We start from the raw sequence: 21601 nt of genomic DNA on the forward strand, positions 1-21601 counted from the left end.
GGCCATCCTTACGGGGACAGTAGGTGGGGTATCTCTGGCGAAGCTTGACGCTCTGCCAGGCTATGATTGGCAATTTGAAAGGCGGCAGGAATGCAATTGAATTTGGCAATGGGTGCGGTGGCAAACGGGGACCGCGCACAGAACGCTTGTGATGCAGTTTGCAATGATGCGGCGGGGAATATATCGAATATGAAGAACGATGCGCTGTTCGAGCGCTTTAGCGCGCGACTGAAGGCGCAGGTCGGTCCTGAAGTCTATGCAAGCTGGTTCGCGCGGCTGAAGCTGCACTCGGTGTCCAAGAGCGTTGTTCGCTTCACCGTTCCGACGACATTTTTGAAGTCCTGGATCAACAACCGCTATATCGATCTGATAACCACTCTGGTGCAGGCGGAAGACGCCAATGTCCTGAAGGTCGAGATCCTGGTGCGTTCGGCCAGCCGTCCGGCTCGCGCTGTTGCGACCGATGACAGAACGCAGCCGGTCCAGGATGCCACGCCTTCCGCCCAGCGTGCCAAGCCCTTCATCCCACCGCAGATAACCAGCGCTGCAAGCCATCCGGGTTCGTCTGCACCCAGCATGGCACCGCGCTCTTCTGGCTCCGGTCCGCTCTTCGGCTCCCCGCTCGACACGCGCTTTACCTTCGACACCTTCGTGGAAGGATCGTCCAACCGCGTTGCGCTTGCTGCCGCTAAGACGATTGCCGAAGCTGGTGCGGGCGCAGTACGTTTCAATCCGCTCTTCATTCATGCCGGCGTTGGCCTTGGAAAGACCCATCTTCTCCAGGCGATTGCCAATGCCGCAGTCGATAGCCCGCGCAATCCGCGCGTCGTCTATCTGACAGCAGAATACTTCATGTGGCGCTTTGCCACCGCCATTCGCGACAATGATGCGCTGACGCTGAAAGACACGCTGCGCAACATCGATCTTCTCATCATTGACGACATGCAGTTCCTGCAGGGCAAGATGATCCAGCACGAGTTCTGCCATTTGCTGAACATGCTGCTCGATAGCGCCAAGCAGGTCGTGGTTGCCGCAGACCGCGCGCCGTGGGAGCTGGAGTCGCTTGATCCGCGCGTTCGTTCGCGCCTTCAGGGCGGTATGGCGATCGAGATCGAAGGTCCCGATTACGACATGCGCTACGAGATGCTGAAGCAGCGTATCGCAACTGCACGCCAGGAAGATCCAAGCTTCGACATTGGCGAAGACATCGTCTCCCACGTGGCCCGCAGCGTCACCGCCAGCGGCCGTGAACTGGAAGGTGCCTTCAACCAGTTGATCTTCCGCCGTTCGTTTGAGCCCAACCTGTCGGTCGAGCGTGTGGACGAGCTGCTCGCCCATCTGGTTGGCGCTGGTGAAGCCAAGCGCGTGCGCATCGAAGATATTCAGCGGATTGTTGCCCGCCACTATAATGTCTCGCGCCAGGAGCTGGTCTCCAATCGCCGCACCCGCGTCATCGTCAAGCCGCGCCAAGTGGCGATGTATCTCGCCAAGATGCTGACCCCCCGCTCCTTCCCGGAGATCGGTCGCCGTTTCGGCGGGCGCGACCACACGACGGTGCTTCATGCGGTTCGCAAGATCGAGGAATTGATCTCGGGCGACAGCAAGCTTGGCCATGAGGTCGAGCTTCTGAAGCGACTGATCAACGAAAACAATGCCTGATAAGAATGGCGCGGCAGGATATCCTGACCGCGCCGTTTCATTGCATGACCCGAGCCGGGGACGTTTGGCGCGGTAGAGGCACGCCTCCCGATCATCACAGTATCGCCGTTGAAAAAGCCCGCCTGTCGTTTCCGACGGCGGGCTTTTACAGTTTCTGAACTCAAGCTTGGTCCACGCAAAAGTGGGCAGCGGTTTTGCGATGACGGCATGCGGTAAACAAACAGCGAAAGCGTGGGAAGCGAACCTGAAAGATCGCGCCACGCCTTACGCTGTGACGCTGCTTACTTCGTGCCGTACATGCGGTCGCCCGCGTCGCCTAGACCGGGAACGATATAGCCCTTCTCGTTCAGCTTGCGATCGATCGCCGCAGTATAGATCGGCACATCGGGGTGGGCTTCGCGGAAGTTCTTGATGCCTTCCGGTGCTGCGAGCAGGCAGAGGAAGCGCATGTTTTTCGCGCCGCGCTCTTTGAGCTTTTCAACGGCAGCAATCGAGGAGTTACCGGTTGCGAGCATGGGATCAACGACGATGATGAGGCGCGCATCCAGGCTTTCCGGTGCCTTGAAGTAATATTCGACGGCTTCCAGCGTATCGTGATCGCGGTAGACACCGATATGCGAGACACGCGCTGAAGGAACGAGCTCCAGCATGCCCTCGAGAAGGCCATTGCCTGCGCGAAGGATCGAGGCGAATACCAGCTTCTTGCCTTCCAGCACCGGTGCCTCGATCGTTTCCATGGGCGTCTCGATGGTCTCCATCGTGAGGTCGAGATCGCGCGTCACTTCATAGCAGAGCAGTGTGGAAATCTCGCGCAGCAGCCGCCTGAAGCCGGCCGTGGAGGTTTCTTTCTTGCGCATGAAGGTGAGCTTGTGCTGCACAAGCGGGTGATCGATGACTGTTACGCCGTCCATGGAAACTGGCCTTTCCTTTTGCTTTTATCTTTGTTCTCTTCGACCAAATGCGGGCATTTCGCAAGACCGGAAGTGAGAGGTTTCCCGCGGCGGCAGCCTTTGGTCAGGCCGCCGCACCGGTCGAGGCATCGAAGCGTGCGAGAAGGCTGCTCCGCGTCTCCTCATCGACGAAGGCAGCCTCGAGCGCCGTTCGCGTCAATGCATTGATCTCTGCATCCGAAAAGCCGAAAGCGTGGCGGGCAATCTCATATTCCTGCGCCAGCGAGGTGGCGAAGAACGGTGGATCGTCCGAACTGATGCAGACGCGAACGCCAGCGTCGCGAAGTTGCTTCAAGGGATGGCTTGCAAAATCCGGATAGACGCTGAGCGCGATGTTGGAGCCCGGGCAAACCTCAAGCACGGTACCGAGTTCCACCAGACGCTCGACGACTGCCGCATCCTCGATGGCTCGAACCCCATGGCCGATCCGCTGCGGCTTGACGAGATCAAGTGCGTCGGCAACGCTGAAGGCACCGCAGACTTCGCCGGCATGGATGGTGAGGCCGAGTCCCGCATCTCGGGCGATGTCAAAGGCACGGGCATAATCGGCCACTCGCCCCATGCGTTCCTCACCCGCCATATTGAAGCCGGTGATCAGAGGATGACGCACACGCGCGGCGTATTCGGCTGCGGCGATGACACTTTCCGGGCCGAAATGACGCTCACCGGTAACGATGATACGCGCCTCTATTCCGGTCTTCTCCTTGGCCCGACGCATGCCTTCGGCGATGCCGGAGAGATAGGCATCCGCACCAAGGCCGATGCGATCGCCGTGATCGGGAGAGATGATCAACTCGCTGTAGATGGTGTTTTCGCCCGCAAGCTCGAGGAGATAGGCCTCCGCGAGAGCGGCATAATCTTCTTCCGTCTTGAAAACCTGCGCCACATCGTCATAGCAGCGGATGAACTCGGCAAAATCATTCCAGACATAGGCGCCGTCACGCAAGAAGGCGCTGGTGTCGACATTGTATTTGCGCGCCTGTTCCAGCACGAGTGCGGGAGGGGCCGCACCTTCCAGATGGCAATGGATTTCAGCTTTCAATAATTGATGGGTCACATAAAACTCCTGCCGTGCCGTCCGGACGGTATGCTGAGGTGAGCGGCGATGCTCTCGCCGATATCCGCATAGCTTGAGCGGATACCAATATTTCTTTCGCGAAAACCGGGACCGAAGGCCATGATCGGCACGCGTTCGCGCGTGTGATCCGTCCCGAGCCAGGTCGGATCGCAGCCATGATCGGCCGTCAGGATTGTGACATCGCCCGGCTGCATCTTGCGGTGAATTTCCGGCAGACGCTGATCGAACGCCTCCAGCGCTGCGGCATAGCCTGCAACATCGCGGCGGTGGCCGTAATTCATGTCGAAATCGACGAAGTTGGTGAAGACGAGATCGCCGTTCAGGGCCTCATCCATGGCTTCCAGCGTCGCCTCCATCAAGGCATCGTTACCATTGGCCTTGATCACCCGCGACACGCCCTGATGCGCATAGATATCGCCGATCTTGCCGATTGCCAGAACCTTGCGGTCCCGCTCGACAAGGCGGTCAAGAAGCGTCGGCTCCGGCGGCAAAACCGAAAAGTCGCGCCGATTGCCCGTTCGAGCAAATGTCGCCGCACTCTCCCCGATGAAGGGGCGTGCGATGACGCGGCCGATATTCAGCGGATCGAGGATTTTGCGGACGATCTCGCACAGCGCAATCAGCCGCTCCAGCCCGAAATGCATTTCGTGCGCGGCAATCTGAAAGACCGAGTCCGACGACGTGTAGCAGATCGGCTTGCCCGTGCGGATATGCTCTTCGCCAAGACGGGCGATGATGTCCGTACCGGACGCATGACAATTTCCAAGGATGCCCGGGAGGTTGCCCTTCTCGCAGATCGTATCGATAAGCTCAGGCGAGAAGGCATCGCCCTCGGTCGGGAAATAACCCCACTCGAAGCGCACCGGCGTTCCGGCAATTTCCCAATGACCGGACGGCGTATCCTTGCCCTTCGAGACTTCGTTGGCGCAGCCATGCAGACCGAAAATGTGTTCGGGGGGCGGCATGCCAGCCGGGCGGGTTCCGCTGGCGAGTGTGGCGATCTCCAAAAGGCCAAGCGCCGACATGTTGGGAAGTTTCAATGGTCCGGATCTCAGGCCTGCTCTGTCCGCCGCACCTGCGGCACAGAACTCGGCGATGTGGCCGAGCGTGTTGGAGCCTAGGTCTCCGTAATGTTCGGCATCAGGCGCACCGCCCACACCAAAGGAATCGAGAACGAGCAGAAATGCGCGTGCCATGCTTCACCATGAAAGACGCGACATGATTGTCGCTATGTAACGGCGATATATAGAGCACCGCAGAGCAAAAGGTGAAACGCTTTATTGGGGCTTACCGCCCGCCTCATCGTCCTCGTCTCGCTTCGGCGCATTGAGGTTGCGTGTGACATACCAGCCGGCGGCGACCGTCATCGCGGCCAACACGTACCAGGTGATGGCATAGGAGAGATGGTTGTTCGGAAAGACAAGCATGGTCTTGCCACCGATTGGCAGGCCGCCTGGATTGGGTGTCGCGTCGGCGTCCACATAAAAGGGCGCCACGGTGCCGAGCGATTTGGCGTCAGCAATCTGCGCAATGTTGCGGGAGTACCACCGATTGTGCTGCGGATCGTTCGTGCGCAGGAAGAGACCGCCGGTTTCGGGCGCCCTCATGAGACCCACGATTTCCACTCTGGCCGGCAACTCGCCTTCCAGACGCGTCGATGGGTCGCGCTTGTCGCTCGGCACGAAGCCGCGATTGACGATCACCAGCGAGCCATCATCGCGCTGCAGCGGCGTCAACACCCAGTAGCCCGGGCCGAGATCGGAAACGGTATAAACCTGCACCTCATCCTGATGACGGAAGATCCCCGCCAGGCGTACCCGACGATACTCGTAATCTGCAGGATTGGTCAGCGATGCCCATTGCGAAGGTGACGGCGCGTCCACCGGCGCGGCATGAGCCCGCTGCTCGACCTGCTGAATGAGGTCAAGCTTCCAGGACAGCCGCTTTACCTGCCATGTGCCAAGCGCCAGCAACAGGCCGGTGAGAATGACGGTCATCATGATGACGACGACGGCTGCGGGGCGTATGCCTTTTCTGGCGGTGGTCTGCATTGGGGTGTTCCTTGAGAGCATCATGCTCAAACACATAACCCCATGAATCCGCTCTCCGATTCATGGGGTTATGTGTCTTCTCGGAGGGAAGGTCCGCGCCGCTTTCGGCGCGAACCTGATCGATGAACCGGTATGTCAGGGCAGATTCTTCATCTGCTCCATGGTCATGGTCGGCATCATGTTCTTGTTCATGTTGTACATGACCCAGAGCGAACCGACGAGCGCGATCATGACGACGACCAGCGTGAAGAGCAGCGACATGAAGGTCCAGCCGCCCTGCGACTTGGTGTTCATGTGCAGGAAGTAGATCATATGGACGAAGACCTGGATGACCCCGAAGACCATGATCAGGATCACGGTGGCCGTGCGGTTCTCCAGAACATCGCCCATCACCAGCCAGAAAGGAATGGCGGTGAGGATGACCGACAGGATGAAGCCGATCATGTAGCTCTTGAAGGAGCCATGATCCTCGCCGCTCTCATGGTGATGGTCGTCCCCATGATGGGCATGGCCATGCGCGTGGTCGTGTGTATGCGTGTTCGAACTCATCACAGAACTCCAACCAGATAGACGAAGGAAAAGACGCCGATCCAGATGACGTCGAGGAAGTGCCAGAACATCGAGAGGCACGTCAGACGGCGCATGTTATCGGCGTGCAGACCGAACTTCTTCACCTGGACCATCAGCGTCACGAGCCAGATCACGCCGAATGTGACGTGAAGACCGTGGGTACCGACGAGTGCGAAGAAGGCGGAGAGGAAAGCGGAACGGTGCGGGCCGGCACCTTCTTCGATGAGGTGATGGAACTCGTAGAGTTCGAGACCGAGGAAGCAGAGGCCGAAGACGCCGGTGATAGCGAGCCAGAGCAGGGTCGAATTGACCTTCTTCTTCTGTGCCTCCAGCATGGCAAAGCCATAGGTGATGGACGACAGGAGAAGGAAACCGGTGTTGATCGCGACGAGCTTCAGATCGAAGAGATCCGCGCCCGACGGTCCGGCCGCATAGTTGCGGCCGACCACGGCGTAGGTTGCGAAGAGCGTTGCGAAGATCAGGCAGTCGCTCATCAGATAGAGCCAGAAACCGAGCGCTGTGCCGTTTTCCGTATGATGGTCTTCCTTCAGATAGAAGACCGGCTTTTCCGCGCTGTCGGCGGTCTGTGCGGGTGCTTGAGACATGAGTTACGCCTGCGTTGCCAGCAGCTTGGTGCGCGCTGCTTCGACTTCAGCTACATCCTTTGCCGGGATGTAGTAGTCGCGATTGTAGTTGAAGGTGTGAGCAATCGAGACCACGATGATCGCGAGCATGCTTGCTGCCGCAAGCCACCAGATGTGCCACACCAGGCCGAAACCGAGGGCGACGCTGATGGCGCTGAGGATAACGCCCGTGCCGGTGTTCTTCGGCATGTGGATCGGGATGAAGCCATCCACGGGACGCTCGGCGCCACGCTTCTTCATGTCCGCCCAGGCATCGACATCATGCACGACCGGCGTGAAGGCGAAGTTGTAGGCAGGCGGCGGAGAAGAGGTGGACCACTCCAGCGTGCGACCATCGAAGGGGTCGCCGGTGACGTCGCGCAGTTGCTCGCGCTTCAGGAAGCCGAAGACGATGGACAGCAGGAAGGAGGCGATGCCGACGGCAATGATGGCAGCGCCGATGGCCGCAATCACGAACCAGATCTGCAGGGACGTATCTTCGAACTGACTGAGACGACGCGTCACACCCATCAGGCCGAGAACGTAGAGCGGCATGAAGGCGACATAGAAGCCGACGAACCAGCACCAGAAGGACATCTTGCCCCAGAACGGATCGAGACGGAAACCGAAGGCTTTCGGGAACCAGTAGACGATACCGGCCAGAACACCGAAGACCACGCCGCCGATGATCGTGTTGTGGAAGTGGGCGATCAGGAACAGCGAGTTGTGCAGCACGAAGTCTGCCGGAGGTACGGCGAGCAGAACGCCGGTCATGCCACCAATGACGAAGGTGATCATGAAGCCGATCGCCCACAGCATCGGGACATCGAACTTGATGCGGCCCTTATACATGGTGAAGAGCCAGTTGAAGATCTTCGCGCCCGTCGGGATCGAGATGATCATCGTCGTGATGCCGAAGAAGGCGTTGACGCTCGCACCAGAGCCCATGGTGAAGAAGTGGTGCAGCCACACGACATAGGCCAGGATGGTGATGACGGCCGTTGCATAAACCATCGAGGTGTAGCCGAAGAGGCGCTTCTGGGAGAAGGTCGAAACGATTTCCGAGAAGATGCCGAAAGCAGGCAGAACCAGGATGTACACTTCCGGGTGACCCCAGATCCAGATGAGGTTCACATACATCATCGGATTGCCACCAAGGTCATTGGTGAAGAAGTTCATGCCGAGGTAGCGGTCAAGCGTCAGAAGGGCGAGCGTGCCGGTCAGGATCGGGAAGGATGCCACGATCAGGATGTTCGAACACAGCGACGTCCAGACGAAGATCGGCAGGCGCATCATGGTCATGCCAGGTGCACGCATCTTGATGATGGTGACGATCAGGTTGATACCCGACAAGGTCGTTCCGACACCTGCGACCTGCAGACCCCAGATGTAGTAATCGACGCCCACATTCGGACTTCCCTCGATACCCGACAGCGGCGGATAGGCCAGCCAGCCGGTCTGGGCGTATTCGCCGATGAAGAGCGAGATCATGGTGATCACGGCGCCGGCGGTCGTCATCCAGAAGGAGAAGTTGTTGAGGAAGGGGAAGGACACGTCGCGCGCGCCGATCTGCAGCGGCACGACATAGTTCATCAGACCGGTGATCATCGGCATGGCCATGAAGAAGATCATGATGACGCCGTGCGCGGTGAAGATCTGGTCGTAGTGATGCGGTGGCAGGTAGCCTTCCGAACCGCCAGAGGCGATCGCTTGCTGGGTACGCATCAGGACGGCGTCGGCAAAGCCGCGCAGAAGCATGACGAGTGCCAGAACGATATACATGATACCGATCTTCTTGTGGTCGATCGACGTAAACCATTCTTTCCAGAGATAACCCCAGAGCCGGAAATAGGTGACGAGACCGAGCACGGCGATGCCCCCGATGGCCACCCCGATAAAGGTGACGATGAGAATCGGCTCGTGGTACGGAATGGAGTCCAGCGTCAGCTTCCCGAACAGGAAGGACGTTTGATCGGTGGTGGCGGCGACCATTTTAGCCTCTTGCTTCAAGTCTTAAGGGCGGCGCGGATACGCGCCGCAGATCATCAGTTTCAATTTCAGCCGGCGTTGCCGGGCGCCTTCGCAGCTTCCGCCTTGACCTGCGGCAGAGCGGCAGGCTCGAAGGTCTGGCCTTCGATGGCAGCAGGCATGGACTGCGGGCCGGTGGCGACACCATAGGGTGCGAGCGGCGTGCAGACGACGGAATTCAGCGCCTTGGCGATATCGATGCCCTCCTTGCCCCCGCCGCCATTGGCGTCGACATGCATCATGTCGCGCATGCAGAGCTTGTTCGGCTCGACGCAGCGATTGAGGATGGCATCATAGAGCTGAGGATCGACATTGGCGAAGTATTCCACCGGATTGCGCTCGCTCGGCTTGGCCAGTTCCAGGTATTCCATGCGACCGAACGGCTTGCCGCCTTCCTTGACCTTCGCGACCCACTGGTCGAAGCCTTGCTGGCTCACGCCATGGAACTTGAAGCGCATCCAGGAGAAGCCGGGGCCAGAGAAGTTCGATGAAAAGCCGTCATAGACACCTTCGCGGTTGATGACGGCGTGAAGCTTCGTCTGCATGCCACCCATGGCATAGATCTGACCGGCAAGAGCTGGCACGAAGAAGGAGTTCATGGCCGTCGTGCCGGTGATCTTGAAGTTGATCGGAACGTCGACGGGAGCGGCAAATTCATTGACGCTGCCGATGCCGAGTTCCGGATAGAAGAACAGCCACTTCCAATCCATGGCGACCACTTCGACCGTCAATGGTTTGGTTTCCGGCGTCACTTCGCGCGCTTCGTCGATCCGGTCGAGCGGGCGATAGGGATCGAGACGATGGGTAGCGATCCAGGTGACGGTGCCGAGCATCAGGATGATGGCGACCGGGGCTGACCAGATGACCATTTCCAGACGGGTGGAGTGATGCCACTCGGGATCGTAATCGGTCGCCTTGGCGGCCGCGCGATACTTCCAGGCGAAGAAGATTGTCAGCGCGAGGACCGGAACGATGATCAACAGCATGAGAACCGTCGAGGTGATGATCAGATCGGCCTGCTGGCGGGCAACGTCACCCGAGGGGTTCATGACGACGAGGTTGCAGCCGCTGAGCAGCAGCAACGACGACAGGCCCGCAAGGGCCGTGGTAAGTTTCTTGATCGTGCGCACGTTCTTCAACTCGATTATTCGGTATGGACCGGGATTAGTTGCCAAATGTCATTTAATAAATGTGTAATTTTGTCGCGGTGCAGCGGCCTTTTGCGCCGCAGCAATGACAGCTGGGCGAAGCAATCGTTCTCTACCCAGCAGTTACTCCAAACAGAGCCCCATCGGCAAGCAATTTCAGGCAATTCCGTTTGACGGGTGCAGTGCGGTGTGTGACAATCCGTCGCATGTAACGCAACGGATGAGGAGCCGCCTGCGTTACGCCATGGTTCGCAATACGCTGGAGGGATTATTATGAGCTATACCGATACGGCCTCAACTTTTCCGGGCTCTGATGCCCCGTCACGCCAGGCTCCCGTTGCCGTCGATCCCGACCGCATTACGATGGCCGTCATTCTGGCGAGAATGACCGAATTTTTCGACTTTTTTGTTTATGCGATCGCGTCCGTCCTGGTGTTCCCCTACGTGTTCTTTTCGTTTGCGGACCCGTTGACTGCGACCCTCTATTCCTTCGCCGTGTTTTCGCTTGCTTTCATTGCGCGACCGATCGGTTCGCTCATCTTCCTGCAGATCGACCGCAAGTTCGGTCGTGCGGTCAAATTGACCGCCGCCCTCTTCACCCTGTGTGGGTCGACGATGGCGATCAGCTTCCTGCCTTCCTACAGCGATGTCGGTGTCCTGGCGCCGGTGCTGCTTGCCGTCTTCCGTATCGGCCAGGGTCTGGGTCTTGGGGGCGCGTGGGATGGTCTGGTTTCGCTTCTCGCCATGAACGCGCCCGAAAAGCAGCGCGGCTGGTATGCGATGATGCCGCAGATCGGCGCCGCCATGGGCTTTGGTCTTGCCAGCGCCTTCTTCATCATCTTCGTCACCCAGCTGTCGAACCCCGAGTTTCTGGCCTGGGGCTGGCGCTTCCCGTTCTTTGTGGCTCTTGCGCTGAACGTTCTGGCCCTCTTTGCCCGTCTGCGCATGATCGTAACGCCGGAATTCCAGGCGATGCTGGCGCAGCATGAACTCGAGCCGAAGCCGGTCTTCGAGATGCTGCGGAGCCAGTCGCGCGTCGTCATCACCGGTGCCTTCGTTCCGCTGGCAAGCTTTGCGCTGTTCCACCTCGTCACCGTCTTCCCGATCAGCTGGGTTGTTCTGCATACGCAGCAGCGCCTTTCAGACTTTCTCTTCGTTCAGTTCATCAGCGCCATCATCGGCGGTGGGATGATCGTCGTTTCCGGGGCCCTTGCCGACCGCATCGGACGTCGCAAACTCCTGGTGATTGCCGCATCTCTGATCGGTGTCTTCAGCTTCATCGCGCCGATCCTGATGGCGTCCGGCGATATCGGCCGCTATCTGTTCGTATTGATCGGCTTCTCGCTGCTTGGCCTGTCCTTCGGTCAGGCTGGTGGCGCGCTGGCGTCACGCTTCAGCCGAGAGTATCGCTATACCGGCGCATCTTTGACCTCTGATATCTCTTGGCTGATCGGAGCAGGCTTCGCACCACTCGTGGCGCTCGGATTCTCTTCGGAGTTTGGCCTCTTCGCCGTCGGTATCTATCTGCTGTCGGGTGCAGTCTGCACCATTGTGGCGCTATTCTTCAGCCGCAAGCTGGATATGCCCGCCTGACCACGTCATGTGGCCAAAACAAAAGCTGCGAAACGTCCATGTTTCGCAGCTTTTTCGTGTCTTAAGCTGGTCCAGAGGTATCTGCGCGTCAACATGGTAAGCGGCGTCGCGCCTTCTTCTTCACAAGTCCGTTCGCCTTTGCGCAACAGGCCTCAGCAGTCTCCGCACACAATCGGTTCGCCCTCGCGCTTGGCGAAGTAGTAATCCTTGGCAATCGTAATGGTCGAGTTTTCCGAAACCAGCGTCGGCATGAACATCAGCAGATTGTGCGGCACCGACAGTTCTGAATGGATCACGAAGTTGCTGATGGCGAGCAGGTTTGCTGGCACGTCGACTGGGGTACCGACCGAATAGGGACGGCCACCGGCCTGATCCCATGACCACGCCACTGTCGCCTTTTGGTTTGCGTCGACCTGTATGCCGGTAATTCTGAGCTTCAATCCATCGGTACCGTAGGGAACGAAGATCGCCGCGGCGACATCCTTCATCGTCGCAAGATAGTCTTTGTTGATCTTCGTCTGAGTGGAGACGATATCGGAGATCATTCCCGCAGCACGCGTGGCGCGCTTATAGACGCTGAAGCCCATCGTCAGTTCGAACGATGTGAGATAGAGCGAAACGAGCAGCGGGAAGATGATGGCAAACTCGATTGCGCCTGCACCTTCCCGGTGTTTGGCGAAGCGTAGAAAGATGCCCCCGGTCTTTGCCTGCGATGGCGTGGATCTGACCTTCATCTTTTTCCGCTCGCTAGTAGTTCTCGTTGCGATACGCATCGGTCGCAACGATGAGGAAGTGGGAAGGCATCGAACCATCGGCAGGGCGGACCTTCGTCAGATAGGGACGAATGAGATCGACAATTACCGGCCACCGATAATAGACGCGCAGCATATTGATTGAGCCCGGCCCTCCCGGTTTAAAGCCAAAGGCCGAGGTGTTCAGATCGTAGTAATCGCCGGTCTTTATCAGCGGCAGGGTTTTGGGGATATCTGCGAAGGTATTGAACTGGCGCAGGTCAATGTAGAGCTTGGGAGTCGCTTTGCTTTCTTTATCATCACACGTCACCATGATCGACACTTCGCTACAGAACTGTTTGCGGAAGTCTTCCGCTGTCACCGTGTTGGCGATCTGTCCGGTACGCAATTTGCGCGCCATGGTATCGGTGGCGTTGACGAAAAGCTGCTCCCCTGTCATCGCGATAAACGTTTCCAGGATCGCGAAAATGACCATGAAATAGGGTATGGCAAGGATGGCGAATTCGATCGCGGCGGAGCCGTCGCGCGAGCGGAGTAACTTGCCAGGTAATGCTCTCTGAAACATTGGCCTTCGCATGGGGCTTTTCTATCTCTGGCGGAAACTGATCTTGCGGGAATGGTCTCGCACTAGGATCATTATGAGGGCTTTCTTTATATTTCCTTTTCGGAAAGCCTCGCATTTGCCGCATGTCCTGTTTTTCGACATGCAGAGCACAGTGGACACGCTTTTGCGTGGCTCGGAAGAAAGACAACAGACCCAGAACCAAGCACAAAAAAGCCCGACACTGCCGGGCTTTTTAACGTAACCATATCACACAGACGGACTTAATCGGCGTCGGCTCTGCGAAGCTCATCCAGTGTCGGGACCGAGGTGATGTTGTAGCCGCAATCCACATAATGGCATTCGCCAGTCACACCGCGGGAGAGGTTCGACAGAAGATAGAGTGCAGAGCCACCAATATCATCAATATCGGCCGTGCGGCGCAGCGGTGCGTTCTTCGCGTTCCAGGCAAAAATCGCCCGGGCGTCCGAAATACCGGCGCCTGCAAGCGTGCGGACCGGGCCTGCCGAGATGGCGTTGACGCGAATGCCCTTCGGACCGTAATCGGCTGCCAGATAGCGGACAGACGCCTCGAGAGCCGCCTTCGCCACACCCATGACATTGTAGTTCGGGATCACGCGCTGGGAGCCATTATAGGTCAGCGTCAGCATCGAGCCGCCGTCCGTCATCAGGCTTGCAGCCCGCTTGGCAATCTCGGTGAAGGAGAAGCAGGAGATGACCATGGTGCGACTGAAGTTTTCGCGCGTGGTGTCGGCATAAAGACCCTTCAGCTCGTTCTTGTCGGAGAAGCCGATGGCGTGAACGACGAAGTCGATCGAACCCCAGCGCTGGCGCAGGGTCTCAAAAAGCGCGTCGACGGATGCGATATCTTCGACATCGCAGGGCACGATGAAATCGGAGCCGACTTCAGCCGCGAGCGGCTTGACGCGTCTTCCAAGGGCTTCACCCTGATAGGTAAAAGCCAGTTCCGCGCCCTGCGCGGCCAGCGCCTTGGAGATGCCCCAAGCGATCGAGTGATTGTTGGCGACGCCCATGATGAGGCCGCGTTTACCCTGCATGATGCCGTTCATGGGCAATTATCCGTTATAGCGCTGGAAGACGAGCGTGGCGTTGGTACCGCCGAAGCCGAATGAGTTTGAGAGCACGGTGTCGATCTTGGCATCATCGATGCGTTTGCGAACGATCGGAACGCCGTCGAACTCCGGATCGAGCGTTTCGATGTGGGCGCTCTCGCCGATGAAGCGTTCCTGCATCATCAACAGACCGTAGATCGATTCCTGCACGCCGGCAGCACCAAGCGAGTGACCCGTCAGCGACTTGGTCGACTGGATGTGCGGGATCTTGTCGCCGAAGACTTCGCGGATCGCGCCGATTTCCTTGCTGTCTCCAACAGGCGTGGAGGTGCCGTGGGTGTTGACGTAATCGACATCGCCCTTCACGGTCGCAAGTGCCTGACGCATGCAGCGGATGGCGCCTTCGCCCGACGGTGCGACCATGTCGTAACCATCCGAGGTCGCGCCGTAGCCAACGATTTCGGCATAGATCTTCGCGCCGCGGGCCTTGGCATGCTCCAGCTCTTCCAGAACAAGAACGCCTGCACCGCCGGCAATCACGAAACCATCGCGGTTGACGTCATAGGCGCGCGAGGCGACCGAAGGCGTGTCGTTATACTTGGAGGACATCGCGCCCATGGCGTCGAAAAGGTTCGACATGGACCAGTCAAGATCTTCATGGCCGCCGGCAAACATCACATCCTGCTTGCCCCACTGGATCATTTCAGCGGCATTGCCGATGCAGTGCGCAGACGTCGAGCAGGCAGACGAGATGGAGTAGTTGACGCCGTGGATCTTGAACCATGTGGCAAGGGTCGCGGATGCCGTGGAGGACATGGCCTTCGGCACCGCGAACGGGCCGATGCGCTTCGGGCTGTTGTTCTTCAGCGTGATGTCGGATGCTTCGACGATGGTGCGGGTGGACGGACCACCCGAGCCCATGATGATGCCGGTGCGCTCATTGCCGCTGATATCGCTCTCTTCCAGGCCGGAATCGGCGATTGCCTGCTTCATCGCAACATGGTTCCACGCTCCACCCTGCGAGAGGAAGCGCATGGCGCGACGGTCCACCAGATCGGTCGGATCAAGCGAGGGCTTGCCCCAGACCTGGCATTTGAAGCCGTGTTCGGCAAAGTCTGGCGAGAACGAAATGCCGGACTTGGCGTCTCTCAAGGAAGCCGTGACTTCGCCCGCGTCGCTGCCGATCGATGAAACGATACCGAGGCCGGTGACTACTACTCTTCTCATGAAGTTGACCTTTTCTTAGAGCTTGCCGCAGATGGCGCGCGTGGCGCCCGTCTTGTTTAAAGACGTCAGGCGGTCTTTTCCTTAGACAGACCAACGCGAAGGTCCGTCGCTTGATAGATGGTTTCGCCATCGGCCTTCAGCCAGCCATCGGCGGTGCCGAGCACGAGCCGGCCGCGCATCACGCGCTTGAAATCGATGCCATACTGCAAAAGCTTGGTTTCAGGACGAACCATGCCCTTGAATTTTACTTCGCCGGTGGAAAGCGCCATGCCACGGCCCGGTTCACCCAGCCAGCCGAGGAAAAAGCCCGTCAACTGCCACATGCCGTCAAGGCCAAGGCAGCCCGGCATGATCGGATTGCCCTGGAAATGGCACGGGAAATACCAGTCATCCGGCTTCACATCATATTCGGCACGGATGAAGCCCTTGTCGAACTCACCGCCGGTCTCGGAAATTTCAGTGATACGATGAACCATCAGCATTGGAGGCAGAGGAAGCTGTGCATTGCCAGGGCCGAACAGTTCGCCGCGGCCACATGCCAGGATTTCCTCATAATTATAGCTGGATTGCCTCGTTGCCATTGCTTCCGTTTCCCATCTCATCGTGTTTATAGACTTCTGTAAAGCAAGTTAGGCTCAAAATGAAGCGCCACAAGGGCCGCATACACATTGGAGCAGACCAACTTGCCAGAGGCCTGTTCTCAATATGGCGCCCGCATACAGGAAGCGTAAGGACGGAACCAGAGGAAAATTGCAAAAACGGCCCTTTCGCCGGCAATAGGCGAGGCGTCTCCGCCGGAAACTATTGAAAGCCCTGCCCTTAAAAGATATATGCATCGTCAAGACGCACTTTATAACCGTTCTCAGGAACCCTGACCGATGGCATTTGACGCCACCCTGGACATTGGAACACGGCTACGCCGCTTCGGCCTACGCCCGACACGCCAGCGCATTGCGCTTGGCGATCTTCTGTTCGCGAAGGGCGACCGCCACCTGACGGTAGAAGAGCTGCATGACGAGGCGGTGACGGCCGGTGTGCCCGTTTCGCTCGCAACCGTCTACAATACTCTGCATCAATTCACCGAGGCTGGCCTGATCCGCGTGCTGGCCGTTGAGGGTGCGAAGACCTATTTCGACACCAATGTCTCCGATCACCATCACTTTTTCGTTGAAGGTGAGAACGAGGTTCTCGATATTCCAGTCAACAATCTGCAGATCGGCAATCTTCCCGAACCGCCGGCAGGCATGGAAATCGCCCATGTGGATGTCGTCATCCGCCTGCGGCGCAAAGAGCGCTGACACCGCATTGGTTGATCAAATAAGGCACCGGAAGGTGCCTTTATCGTTTTCGGGCCTCACATCACATCTTCCGGCGGACGGCCAGGGCGAGACCTGTAGGGCGGGAAAGTCCAGCCGAAAATCAGTGCGCCGCTGCGAATGCCGAAAGCGGTGAGAACCCCCGCCGTCGACGAGACGATCAGTGGCGCGCCGAGGAAATGCACGCCGGTGAACACGCAGGCTCCAGCCAGCGCGCAACTGATATAGATTTCCGGGCGCAGAAGTACGGATGGTTCGCCGGCCAGAATGTCGCGAAGCACGCCGCCAAAGGTGGCGGTCATCGTTCCGGTGACAATGGCGACCGTGGGCGAACCCGTTGCCGCAAGCCCCTTCGCTGCCCCCATAACGCAATAGGCCGAAAGGCCGACAGCATCGAGCCAGATCAACAGGCGGTAGCGGGATTCGAAAAGGTGCGCGGTAAAATAGACGAGTGCCGCCACCCCGACGCAAACAAGAATATAGGTGGGGTTGACCACCCAGAAGACGGGCGCGCGACCAAGCACCAGATCCCGCAGCGTGCCGCCGCCGATACCGGTCACTGCGGCAAAGAACATGAAGCCGATGAAATCCAACTGCTTGCGCGAGGCGGCGAGCGCGCCGGTCGCTGCAAACACCGCAACACCCGCATAATCGAGGAAAGCCAGAAGTGACATGACGAGGCGCTCCTCATTTTCGCAGTGACGGTCAGTGTGACGCAAGCGCGGCGGGTTATAGACCTCGCCATCATCATGCTGCGCCATCCATAACGCAAATCCGGTAAAGGTGAAGTCGTTTTGCTTATGGACACCCCTGACGGCAGCGATCAGACCACGAAGGACACAGCCTTGAAACGTCTCTTCTCATCCATGCTCTGCCTTCTGGCGCTTGTGAGCCTGATGACGCCAGCGCGCGCTCAACAGGAGTTGGTGAGCGATCCGGAAGTTTATGAGAAGGCTTTCTTCCAGAAGCAGTGCAAGGTTGCCGAGTTCGGACCGGACTACATCTCCCGCATCGATATCAACAATGACGGGCTGATGGATGCGGTTACCAATCGTGGGGCACTGACCTGCGACGGTCACAAGAGCACCACCTGCAACGATGATGGCTGCCCTTATAATTTCTATGTGCAGGTGAAAGAGGGCGGCTATCTACTGATCGCCACCGCAACCATCTATGGCTACGATTTCATCCAGCGCTTCGGCAACATGGTCTTCGTGCTGAAAATGCATCCGCGCTATTGCGAACGTACCGATAGCGCGCCTTGCGAAATGACGGTGCGCGTGCGTGGCACGGCCTTCGTCACGCTGTCCCGCAAGTAGGACGTCACGCCCCCTTTGGGGCGCGTTTGATTGCGACGCGCTGGTTGTAACGGGTTCTGAGCGAGCGCGGCATGAGCATGCTCGCAAGCGCCACCGCAAACACCGTGAGACTGACGACCAGCAGCGCACCGCCCGGAAAAAAGCTGGCAAGGATTGCGCCGGAGATTGCACCCGACACCATGCCAATCCACGGAACAAGCTGGATGGACCAGTCGACCTTTCGCTCGCCTAAAATGAAGCGGCCAACGCCGCGACCGAAGCGCGAGAGAGCCCCCGTCACATAGGTCAGCCCGATCGGCAGACCCTCGATATGCTCGACCGCCGCATTGATCATGCCCATGGCAAAGACGATCAGGTAGAAGTCAAAAGGTCGAAGCGCGGATGTCTGCATCAGGGCGGCCAGCGCCAGCAGGATGGCGACCGAGCACAGCACGGTGAAGATGCGCCGTTGCGAGCTGTGCGCGACGATGATGCCCGCGGCGTTGCCGGCGACGAAGGTGATGATGGCGAGAAAGAGCTTCAGCGCGTGATCATACTGACCGGCCTCCAGCGAGATCGCCGCACGGGTGGTGTTGCCCGTCATAAACGACACGAAGTCCCCCGACATCATCAGCCCGATCGCATCGGTCATCCCTGCGATGAAGGAGATGGCCGCCACGAGCGCAAGCCCCATTCCGGTGCGCCTTGCCTTGATGATGTTACGGCGTCTTTGTCTGGTCATGGTGCCTCGGCGTGCAGAGACTTACAGCATCGGCCCGAAAATCGAACTCGATTTTCGGATAAACACGAAGCATAGCTTCAAAGAGTTGGGGGTTGGCTAACAACGGCACAGAAAACCTACAAAAAAGGAGCTTTCCCGGATCGAGGGGGCATCACACGACGCGGGAATGTTGAACTGGCGGCTGCATCAGCTCGATGGTGATACCATCCGGACCGGAGATGTATGCGACCACCGTTCCGCTTCGGGGGCCGGCTGGTATCGGCTGCGGCGAACCCTTCACTGCCCACCCCGCCATCTCAACCCGCGCGATCGCCGCGCGGATATCCGCAACCGTGATGGCGATGTGCGCGGCGCCGATCGCACCTGCGCTGCGAGGTGTCTGTCCCAGCCTGCGGCCTGTCGAATATTCAAGCAGCTCGATAGGGTAGCCGTTTGGAGCCGTCACCAGCGCTATTCGGCAATGCGGATCGTCAACCCCCGTGGCCTCCCGTAGGAACTCCCCACCCATCTCTCCTCGGCGAGCAAGCTCGAAACCCATCGCCTCAGTCCAAAACTGGATCGCCTCCTCCAACGAGGCGACCGAGAATCCCATATGGTCGACAGCGATCACGCCAGCATCTTCGGCCATTTTCAATCCTCTCATATCGACCAGCTACGTCTGTGCCCGAGCTGACGAAGGCTTTGGCTTGTCATTACGATTACGGCTACTAGTCACATGTGGTCCAACAGATCCCGGTTCGATGTGACGCAGCAAGGCCAATCCTAAAAATCCCGAAACAACTGCCAAATTTTATAAATACCCGTGCATGAACCTATAGCCGATAAACTCCTGGCGTCTAAGTTTACGTGAAATGGGAGCGGTTATGCTGAGAGGCTCCATGCGAGTTTTGACCGGCGAGCAAGATCTCGACCTCCAACAGGACGGGTTGGGGCGTGGCGGCTGCGGGAAAATCTATGGTGACGTTTGCTCCGGCATCCATCCAGCCGCTTGTTAAGTCGCCTCTGATAAAAACCATTTTCTTATCCTCGCCTTCTTGCTAGGCCACGACGAGATAGAGCAACGCATCGTGATTTCCCGAAAATCAACGCTGATTTATGGGCCGGTGCTGCAGGCATGAAAGGTTTTTTGCATGAAACAGGCAATCATCGTGATGGGAGTCAGCGGCTGCGGCAAATCCACGGTCGGGGCTGAGCTGGCGGAAAAGCTTGGCATGCCATTTCAGGAAGGCGACAGGCTGCACCCCAAGGCCAATGTCGAGAAGATGAGCGCTGGCACGCCGCTCACCGACGAGGATCGCTGGCCCTGGCTCGATCTCGTGGGTGCTGAGCTTCGCCAGGGCTATGAGGCCGGTGGCGTTGTGATTTCCTGCTCGGCCCTGAAGAAGTCCTATCGCGATCGGCTGCGGACCGCCTGTGGCGGACCTTTAGCCTTTGTCTTTCTGGAGGGCAGCGTTGAGCTTTTGACGCAGCGCATGGGTGCACGCAAAGGCCATTTCATGCCGCTGTCGCTGTTGAAGACGCAGCTCGACACGCTGGAAGTGCCGACCGGCGAGCCAGGCGTCGTAACTGTCGACATAGATGCCACGCCGGACGAAATCGTCGACAACGCGCTGAAAGGTTTGAAGGCCCTATAGACCGAGCTTATCGCGCAGGCCGTACCACCACGCCCCCAGGACGGTCAGCGGCACGCGGAACGTCTTGCCGCCAGGAAACTGGAAGTTCGGCAGCGACGACCAGACATCGAAGCGACCTGCGTGTCCGGACACAACTTCCGCCAGAATGCGCCCAAGCAATTGCGTCGTGGTGACACCATGGCCGCTGTCTCCGTGGGAGAAATAGATGTTCTCCGACAGCCGCCCCATATGCGGAATGCGCGTCAGCGTCAGCGCGAAATTGCCGCTCCAGGCAAAGTCGATCTTGACGTCCTTCAATTGCGGAAAGGTTTTCAGCATGTTGGGACGGATAACGCTGGTCAGATCGGCCGGATCGCTGCCGCCATAACCGATACCGCCGCCATAAAGCAGGCGGTTATCGGAGGTGCGCCGATAATAGTCGAGAATGTAATTGGCATCTTCGACACAGTAGTTTGCCGGAAGCAAGCTTTCGATCAGGCCCGCATCAAGCGGTTCCGTCGCCATGACCTGGCTCGACACCGGCATCATGCGATCGCCGATTTCCGGCAAGAGCTTGCCAAGATAGGCATTGCCGCAGACCAGCACGTATTTTGCCGTGACCTTGCCATGCGCGGTTCTGACCGTCGGGCTCGTGCCCTTCTCAACGCCGATGACCCTGGAATTTTCGAAGATTCGACCGCCCAGCTTCTCGACAGCCGCCGCCTCCCCCAACACATAATTCAACGGATGGATATGCCCGCCGAAACGGTCGATCATGCCGCCGGCATAACGATCTGACTTCACATAGTGGCCGACCTCTGCCTTGGAAACCATTTCCAACCCGGAATGGCCGTGCTTCTCCCAATGGGTCTTGTTCGCTTCCATTTCCTGGATCTGCTTTTGCGTGAAGGCGGCAAAGAAACCGCCATCCACCAGATCGCAGTCGATCCCGTATTTCGCCACACGCTCGCGAATGATCTGTCCGCCTTCAAGCGACATCTCACCGAGCTTGACCGCCTTCTCCTGCCCATAGCGTCCGGCAATGGTTTCGAGATCGCGGCTATAGCCGTTGACGATCTGCCCGCCATTGCGCCCAGAGGCGCCAAAGCCGATGCGCGTGCCTTCCAGAACGATGACGGAGAAACCTTTTTCCGCAAGTTCCAGGGCGGCGGACATGCCGGTGAACCCTGCGCCGATCACGCAGATATCCGCGTGCATCTCGCCCTCGAGCTTGGGGCGCACGCTCTTGTCATTGGCGGAGGCCGCATACCAGGAGGTCGTATGACCGGGATTGGGAAGCGCGGTTACGTGAGCCATG

At 58.4% G+C, this 21601-nt stretch carries 22 protein-coding genes; 5 read left to right on the top strand and 17 right to left on the bottom strand.

The features are described 5' to 3' along the window. Positions 1–90: 90 nt before the first annotated feature. Positions 91–1659: a chromosomal replication initiator protein DnaA gene (gene dnaA / locus PVA19_RS02080; RefSeq protein ID WP_111850106.1), complete on the top strand. Its 1569-nt coding sequence runs from the start codon at positions 91–93 to the stop codon at positions 1657–1659. A gap of 281 nt (positions 1660–1940) precedes the next feature. On the opposite strand, the gene upp is transcribed toward dnaA, so the two are convergent. From upp to cyoA, 8 genes are all read right to left on the bottom strand, one after another. Continuing rightward, complete coding sequence (upp, locus tag PVA19_RS02085) at positions 1941–2570, bottom strand: uracil phosphoribosyltransferase (RefSeq protein WP_062427135.1); 630 nt, start codon at positions 2568–2570, stop codon at positions 1941–1943. A 103-nt stretch (positions 2571–2673) separates the two neighbouring features. Continuing rightward, positions 2674–3666, bottom strand: coding sequence for an adenosine deaminase (locus tag PVA19_RS02090; RefSeq protein WP_274100998.1), 993 nt, complete (start codon positions 3664–3666; stop codon positions 2674–2676). Beyond that, positions 3663–4883 carry a phosphopentomutase gene (locus PVA19_RS02095; RefSeq protein ID WP_274100999.1) on the bottom strand — a complete coding sequence of 407 codons (1221 nt, stop codon included), beginning with the start codon at positions 4881–4883 and terminating at the stop codon, positions 3663–3665. The genes PVA19_RS02090 and PVA19_RS02095 overlap by 4 nt, the downstream gene beginning before the upstream one ends. An 81-nt stretch (positions 4884–4964) precedes the next feature. Further along, positions 4965–5738, bottom strand: coding sequence for an SURF1 family protein (locus PVA19_RS02100; protein ID WP_274101000.1), 774 nt, complete (start codon positions 5736–5738; stop codon positions 4965–4967). Positions 5739–5873: 135 nt separating this feature from the next. Further along, positions 5874–6287 (bottom strand): cytochrome o ubiquinol oxidase subunit IV, encoded by a 414-nt coding sequence (cyoD, locus tag PVA19_RS02105; RefSeq protein ID WP_062427138.1) that lies wholly within the window; start codon positions 6285–6287, stop codon positions 5874–5876. Further along, positions 6287–6913: a cytochrome o ubiquinol oxidase subunit III gene (gene cyoC, locus PVA19_RS02110; protein WP_062427139.1), complete on the bottom strand. Its 627-nt coding sequence runs from the start codon at positions 6911–6913 to the stop codon at positions 6287–6289. The genes cyoD and cyoC overlap by 1 nt, the downstream gene beginning before the upstream one ends. 3 nt (positions 6914–6916) lie before the next feature. Next, a complete protein-coding gene (cyoB, locus tag PVA19_RS02115) occupies positions 6917–8923 on the bottom strand; it encodes a cytochrome o ubiquinol oxidase subunit I (protein WP_062599184.1) in 2007 nt (668 codons plus the stop codon). 65 nt (positions 8924–8988) lie between these two features. Further along, positions 8989–10089 (bottom strand): ubiquinol oxidase subunit II, encoded by a 1101-nt coding sequence (gene cyoA, locus PVA19_RS02120; RefSeq protein ID WP_236760277.1) that lies wholly within the window; start codon positions 10087–10089, stop codon positions 8989–8991. Between the two features lie 291 nt (positions 10090–10380). Between cyoA and PVA19_RS02125 the strand changes: the two genes are divergently transcribed. Continuing rightward, on the top strand, positions 10381–11700 hold the full coding sequence (locus tag PVA19_RS02125; protein ID WP_062599183.1) for an MFS transporter: 1320 nt from the start codon (positions 10381–10383) through the stop codon (positions 11698–11700). Positions 11701–11852: 152 nt separating this feature from the next. Here PVA19_RS02125 and PVA19_RS02130 read toward each other — a convergent pair whose 3' ends face one another. From PVA19_RS02130 to fabA, 5 genes are all read right to left on the bottom strand, one after another. Further along, positions 11853–12434 carry a TadE/TadG family type IV pilus assembly protein gene (locus PVA19_RS02130; RefSeq protein WP_274101001.1) on the bottom strand — a complete coding sequence of 194 codons (582 nt, stop codon included), beginning with the start codon at positions 12432–12434 and terminating at the stop codon, positions 11853–11855. Positions 12435–12447: 13 nt separating this feature from the next. Next, positions 12448–13017, bottom strand: a complete 570-nt coding sequence (locus PVA19_RS02135) for a TadE/TadG family type IV pilus assembly protein (RefSeq protein ID WP_112520019.1) — start codon at positions 13015–13017, stop codon at positions 12448–12450. Positions 13018–13277: 260 nt separating this feature from the next. After that, on the bottom strand, positions 13278–14084 hold the full coding sequence (fabI, locus tag PVA19_RS02140) for an enoyl-ACP reductase FabI (RefSeq protein WP_062427145.1): 807 nt from the start codon (positions 14082–14084) through the stop codon (positions 13278–13280). Positions 14085–14090: 6 nt separating this feature from the next. Next, a complete protein-coding gene (fabB, locus tag PVA19_RS02145; RefSeq protein ID WP_062443064.1) occupies positions 14091–15314 on the bottom strand; it encodes a beta-ketoacyl-ACP synthase I in 1224 nt (407 codons plus the stop codon). Positions 15315–15379: 65 nt separating this feature from the next. Continuing rightward, complete coding sequence (gene fabA / locus PVA19_RS02150) at positions 15380–15895, bottom strand: 3-hydroxyacyl-[acyl-carrier-protein] dehydratase FabA (protein ID WP_062427147.1); 516 nt, start codon at positions 15893–15895, stop codon at positions 15380–15382. Positions 15896–16192: 297 nt separating this feature from the next. On the opposite strand from fabA, the gene irrA reads away from it, so the two are divergent. Continuing rightward, positions 16193–16612, top strand: a complete 420-nt coding sequence (gene irrA, locus PVA19_RS02155) for an iron response transcriptional regulator IrrA (protein WP_062427148.1) — start codon at positions 16193–16195, stop codon at positions 16610–16612. 56 nt (positions 16613–16668) lie between these two features. Here irrA and PVA19_RS02160 read toward each other — a convergent pair whose 3' ends face one another. After that, on the bottom strand, positions 16669–17304 hold the full coding sequence (locus PVA19_RS02160) for a trimeric intracellular cation channel family protein (RefSeq protein WP_062427313.1): 636 nt from the start codon (positions 17302–17304) through the stop codon (positions 16669–16671). A 192-nt stretch (positions 17305–17496) separates the two neighbouring features. On the opposite strand from PVA19_RS02160, the gene PVA19_RS02165 reads away from it, so the two are divergent. Further along, positions 17497–17949, top strand: a complete 453-nt coding sequence (locus tag PVA19_RS02165) for a hypothetical protein (RefSeq protein WP_443111616.1) — start codon at positions 17497–17499, stop codon at positions 17947–17949. Between the two features lie 4 nt (positions 17950–17953). On the opposite strand, the gene PVA19_RS02170 is transcribed toward PVA19_RS02165, so the two are convergent. Beyond that, the gene (locus tag PVA19_RS02170) at positions 17954–18670 is read right to left on the bottom strand and encodes a YoaK family protein (protein WP_113266347.1); all 717 of its coding nucleotides are present in this window, start codon (positions 18668–18670) and stop codon (positions 17954–17956) included. A 151-nt stretch (positions 18671–18821) separates the two neighbouring features. Further along, positions 18822–19313 carry a VOC family protein gene (locus tag PVA19_RS02175; protein ID WP_274101002.1) on the bottom strand — a complete coding sequence of 164 codons (492 nt, stop codon included), beginning with the start codon at positions 19311–19313 and terminating at the stop codon, positions 18822–18824. A 487-nt stretch (positions 19314–19800) separates the two neighbouring features. Between PVA19_RS02175 and PVA19_RS02180 the strand changes: the two genes are divergently transcribed. Then, positions 19801–20304 carry a gluconokinase gene (locus tag PVA19_RS02180; protein ID WP_274101003.1) on the top strand — a complete coding sequence of 168 codons (504 nt, stop codon included), beginning with the start codon at positions 19801–19803 and terminating at the stop codon, positions 20302–20304. Here PVA19_RS02180 and PVA19_RS02185 read toward each other — a convergent pair. Continuing rightward, a complete protein-coding gene (locus tag PVA19_RS02185; RefSeq protein ID WP_274101004.1) occupies positions 20299–21600 on the bottom strand; it encodes an NAD(P)/FAD-dependent oxidoreductase in 1302 nt (433 codons plus the stop codon). The genes PVA19_RS02180 and PVA19_RS02185 overlap by 6 nt on opposite strands. Position 21601 lies beyond the last annotated feature (1 nt).

The sequence above is a fragment of the Agrobacterium sp. CNPSo 3708 genome (assembly GCF_028674915.1).
GTDB lineage: Bacteria > Pseudomonadota > Alphaproteobacteria > Rhizobiales > Rhizobiaceae > Agrobacterium > Agrobacterium cavarae.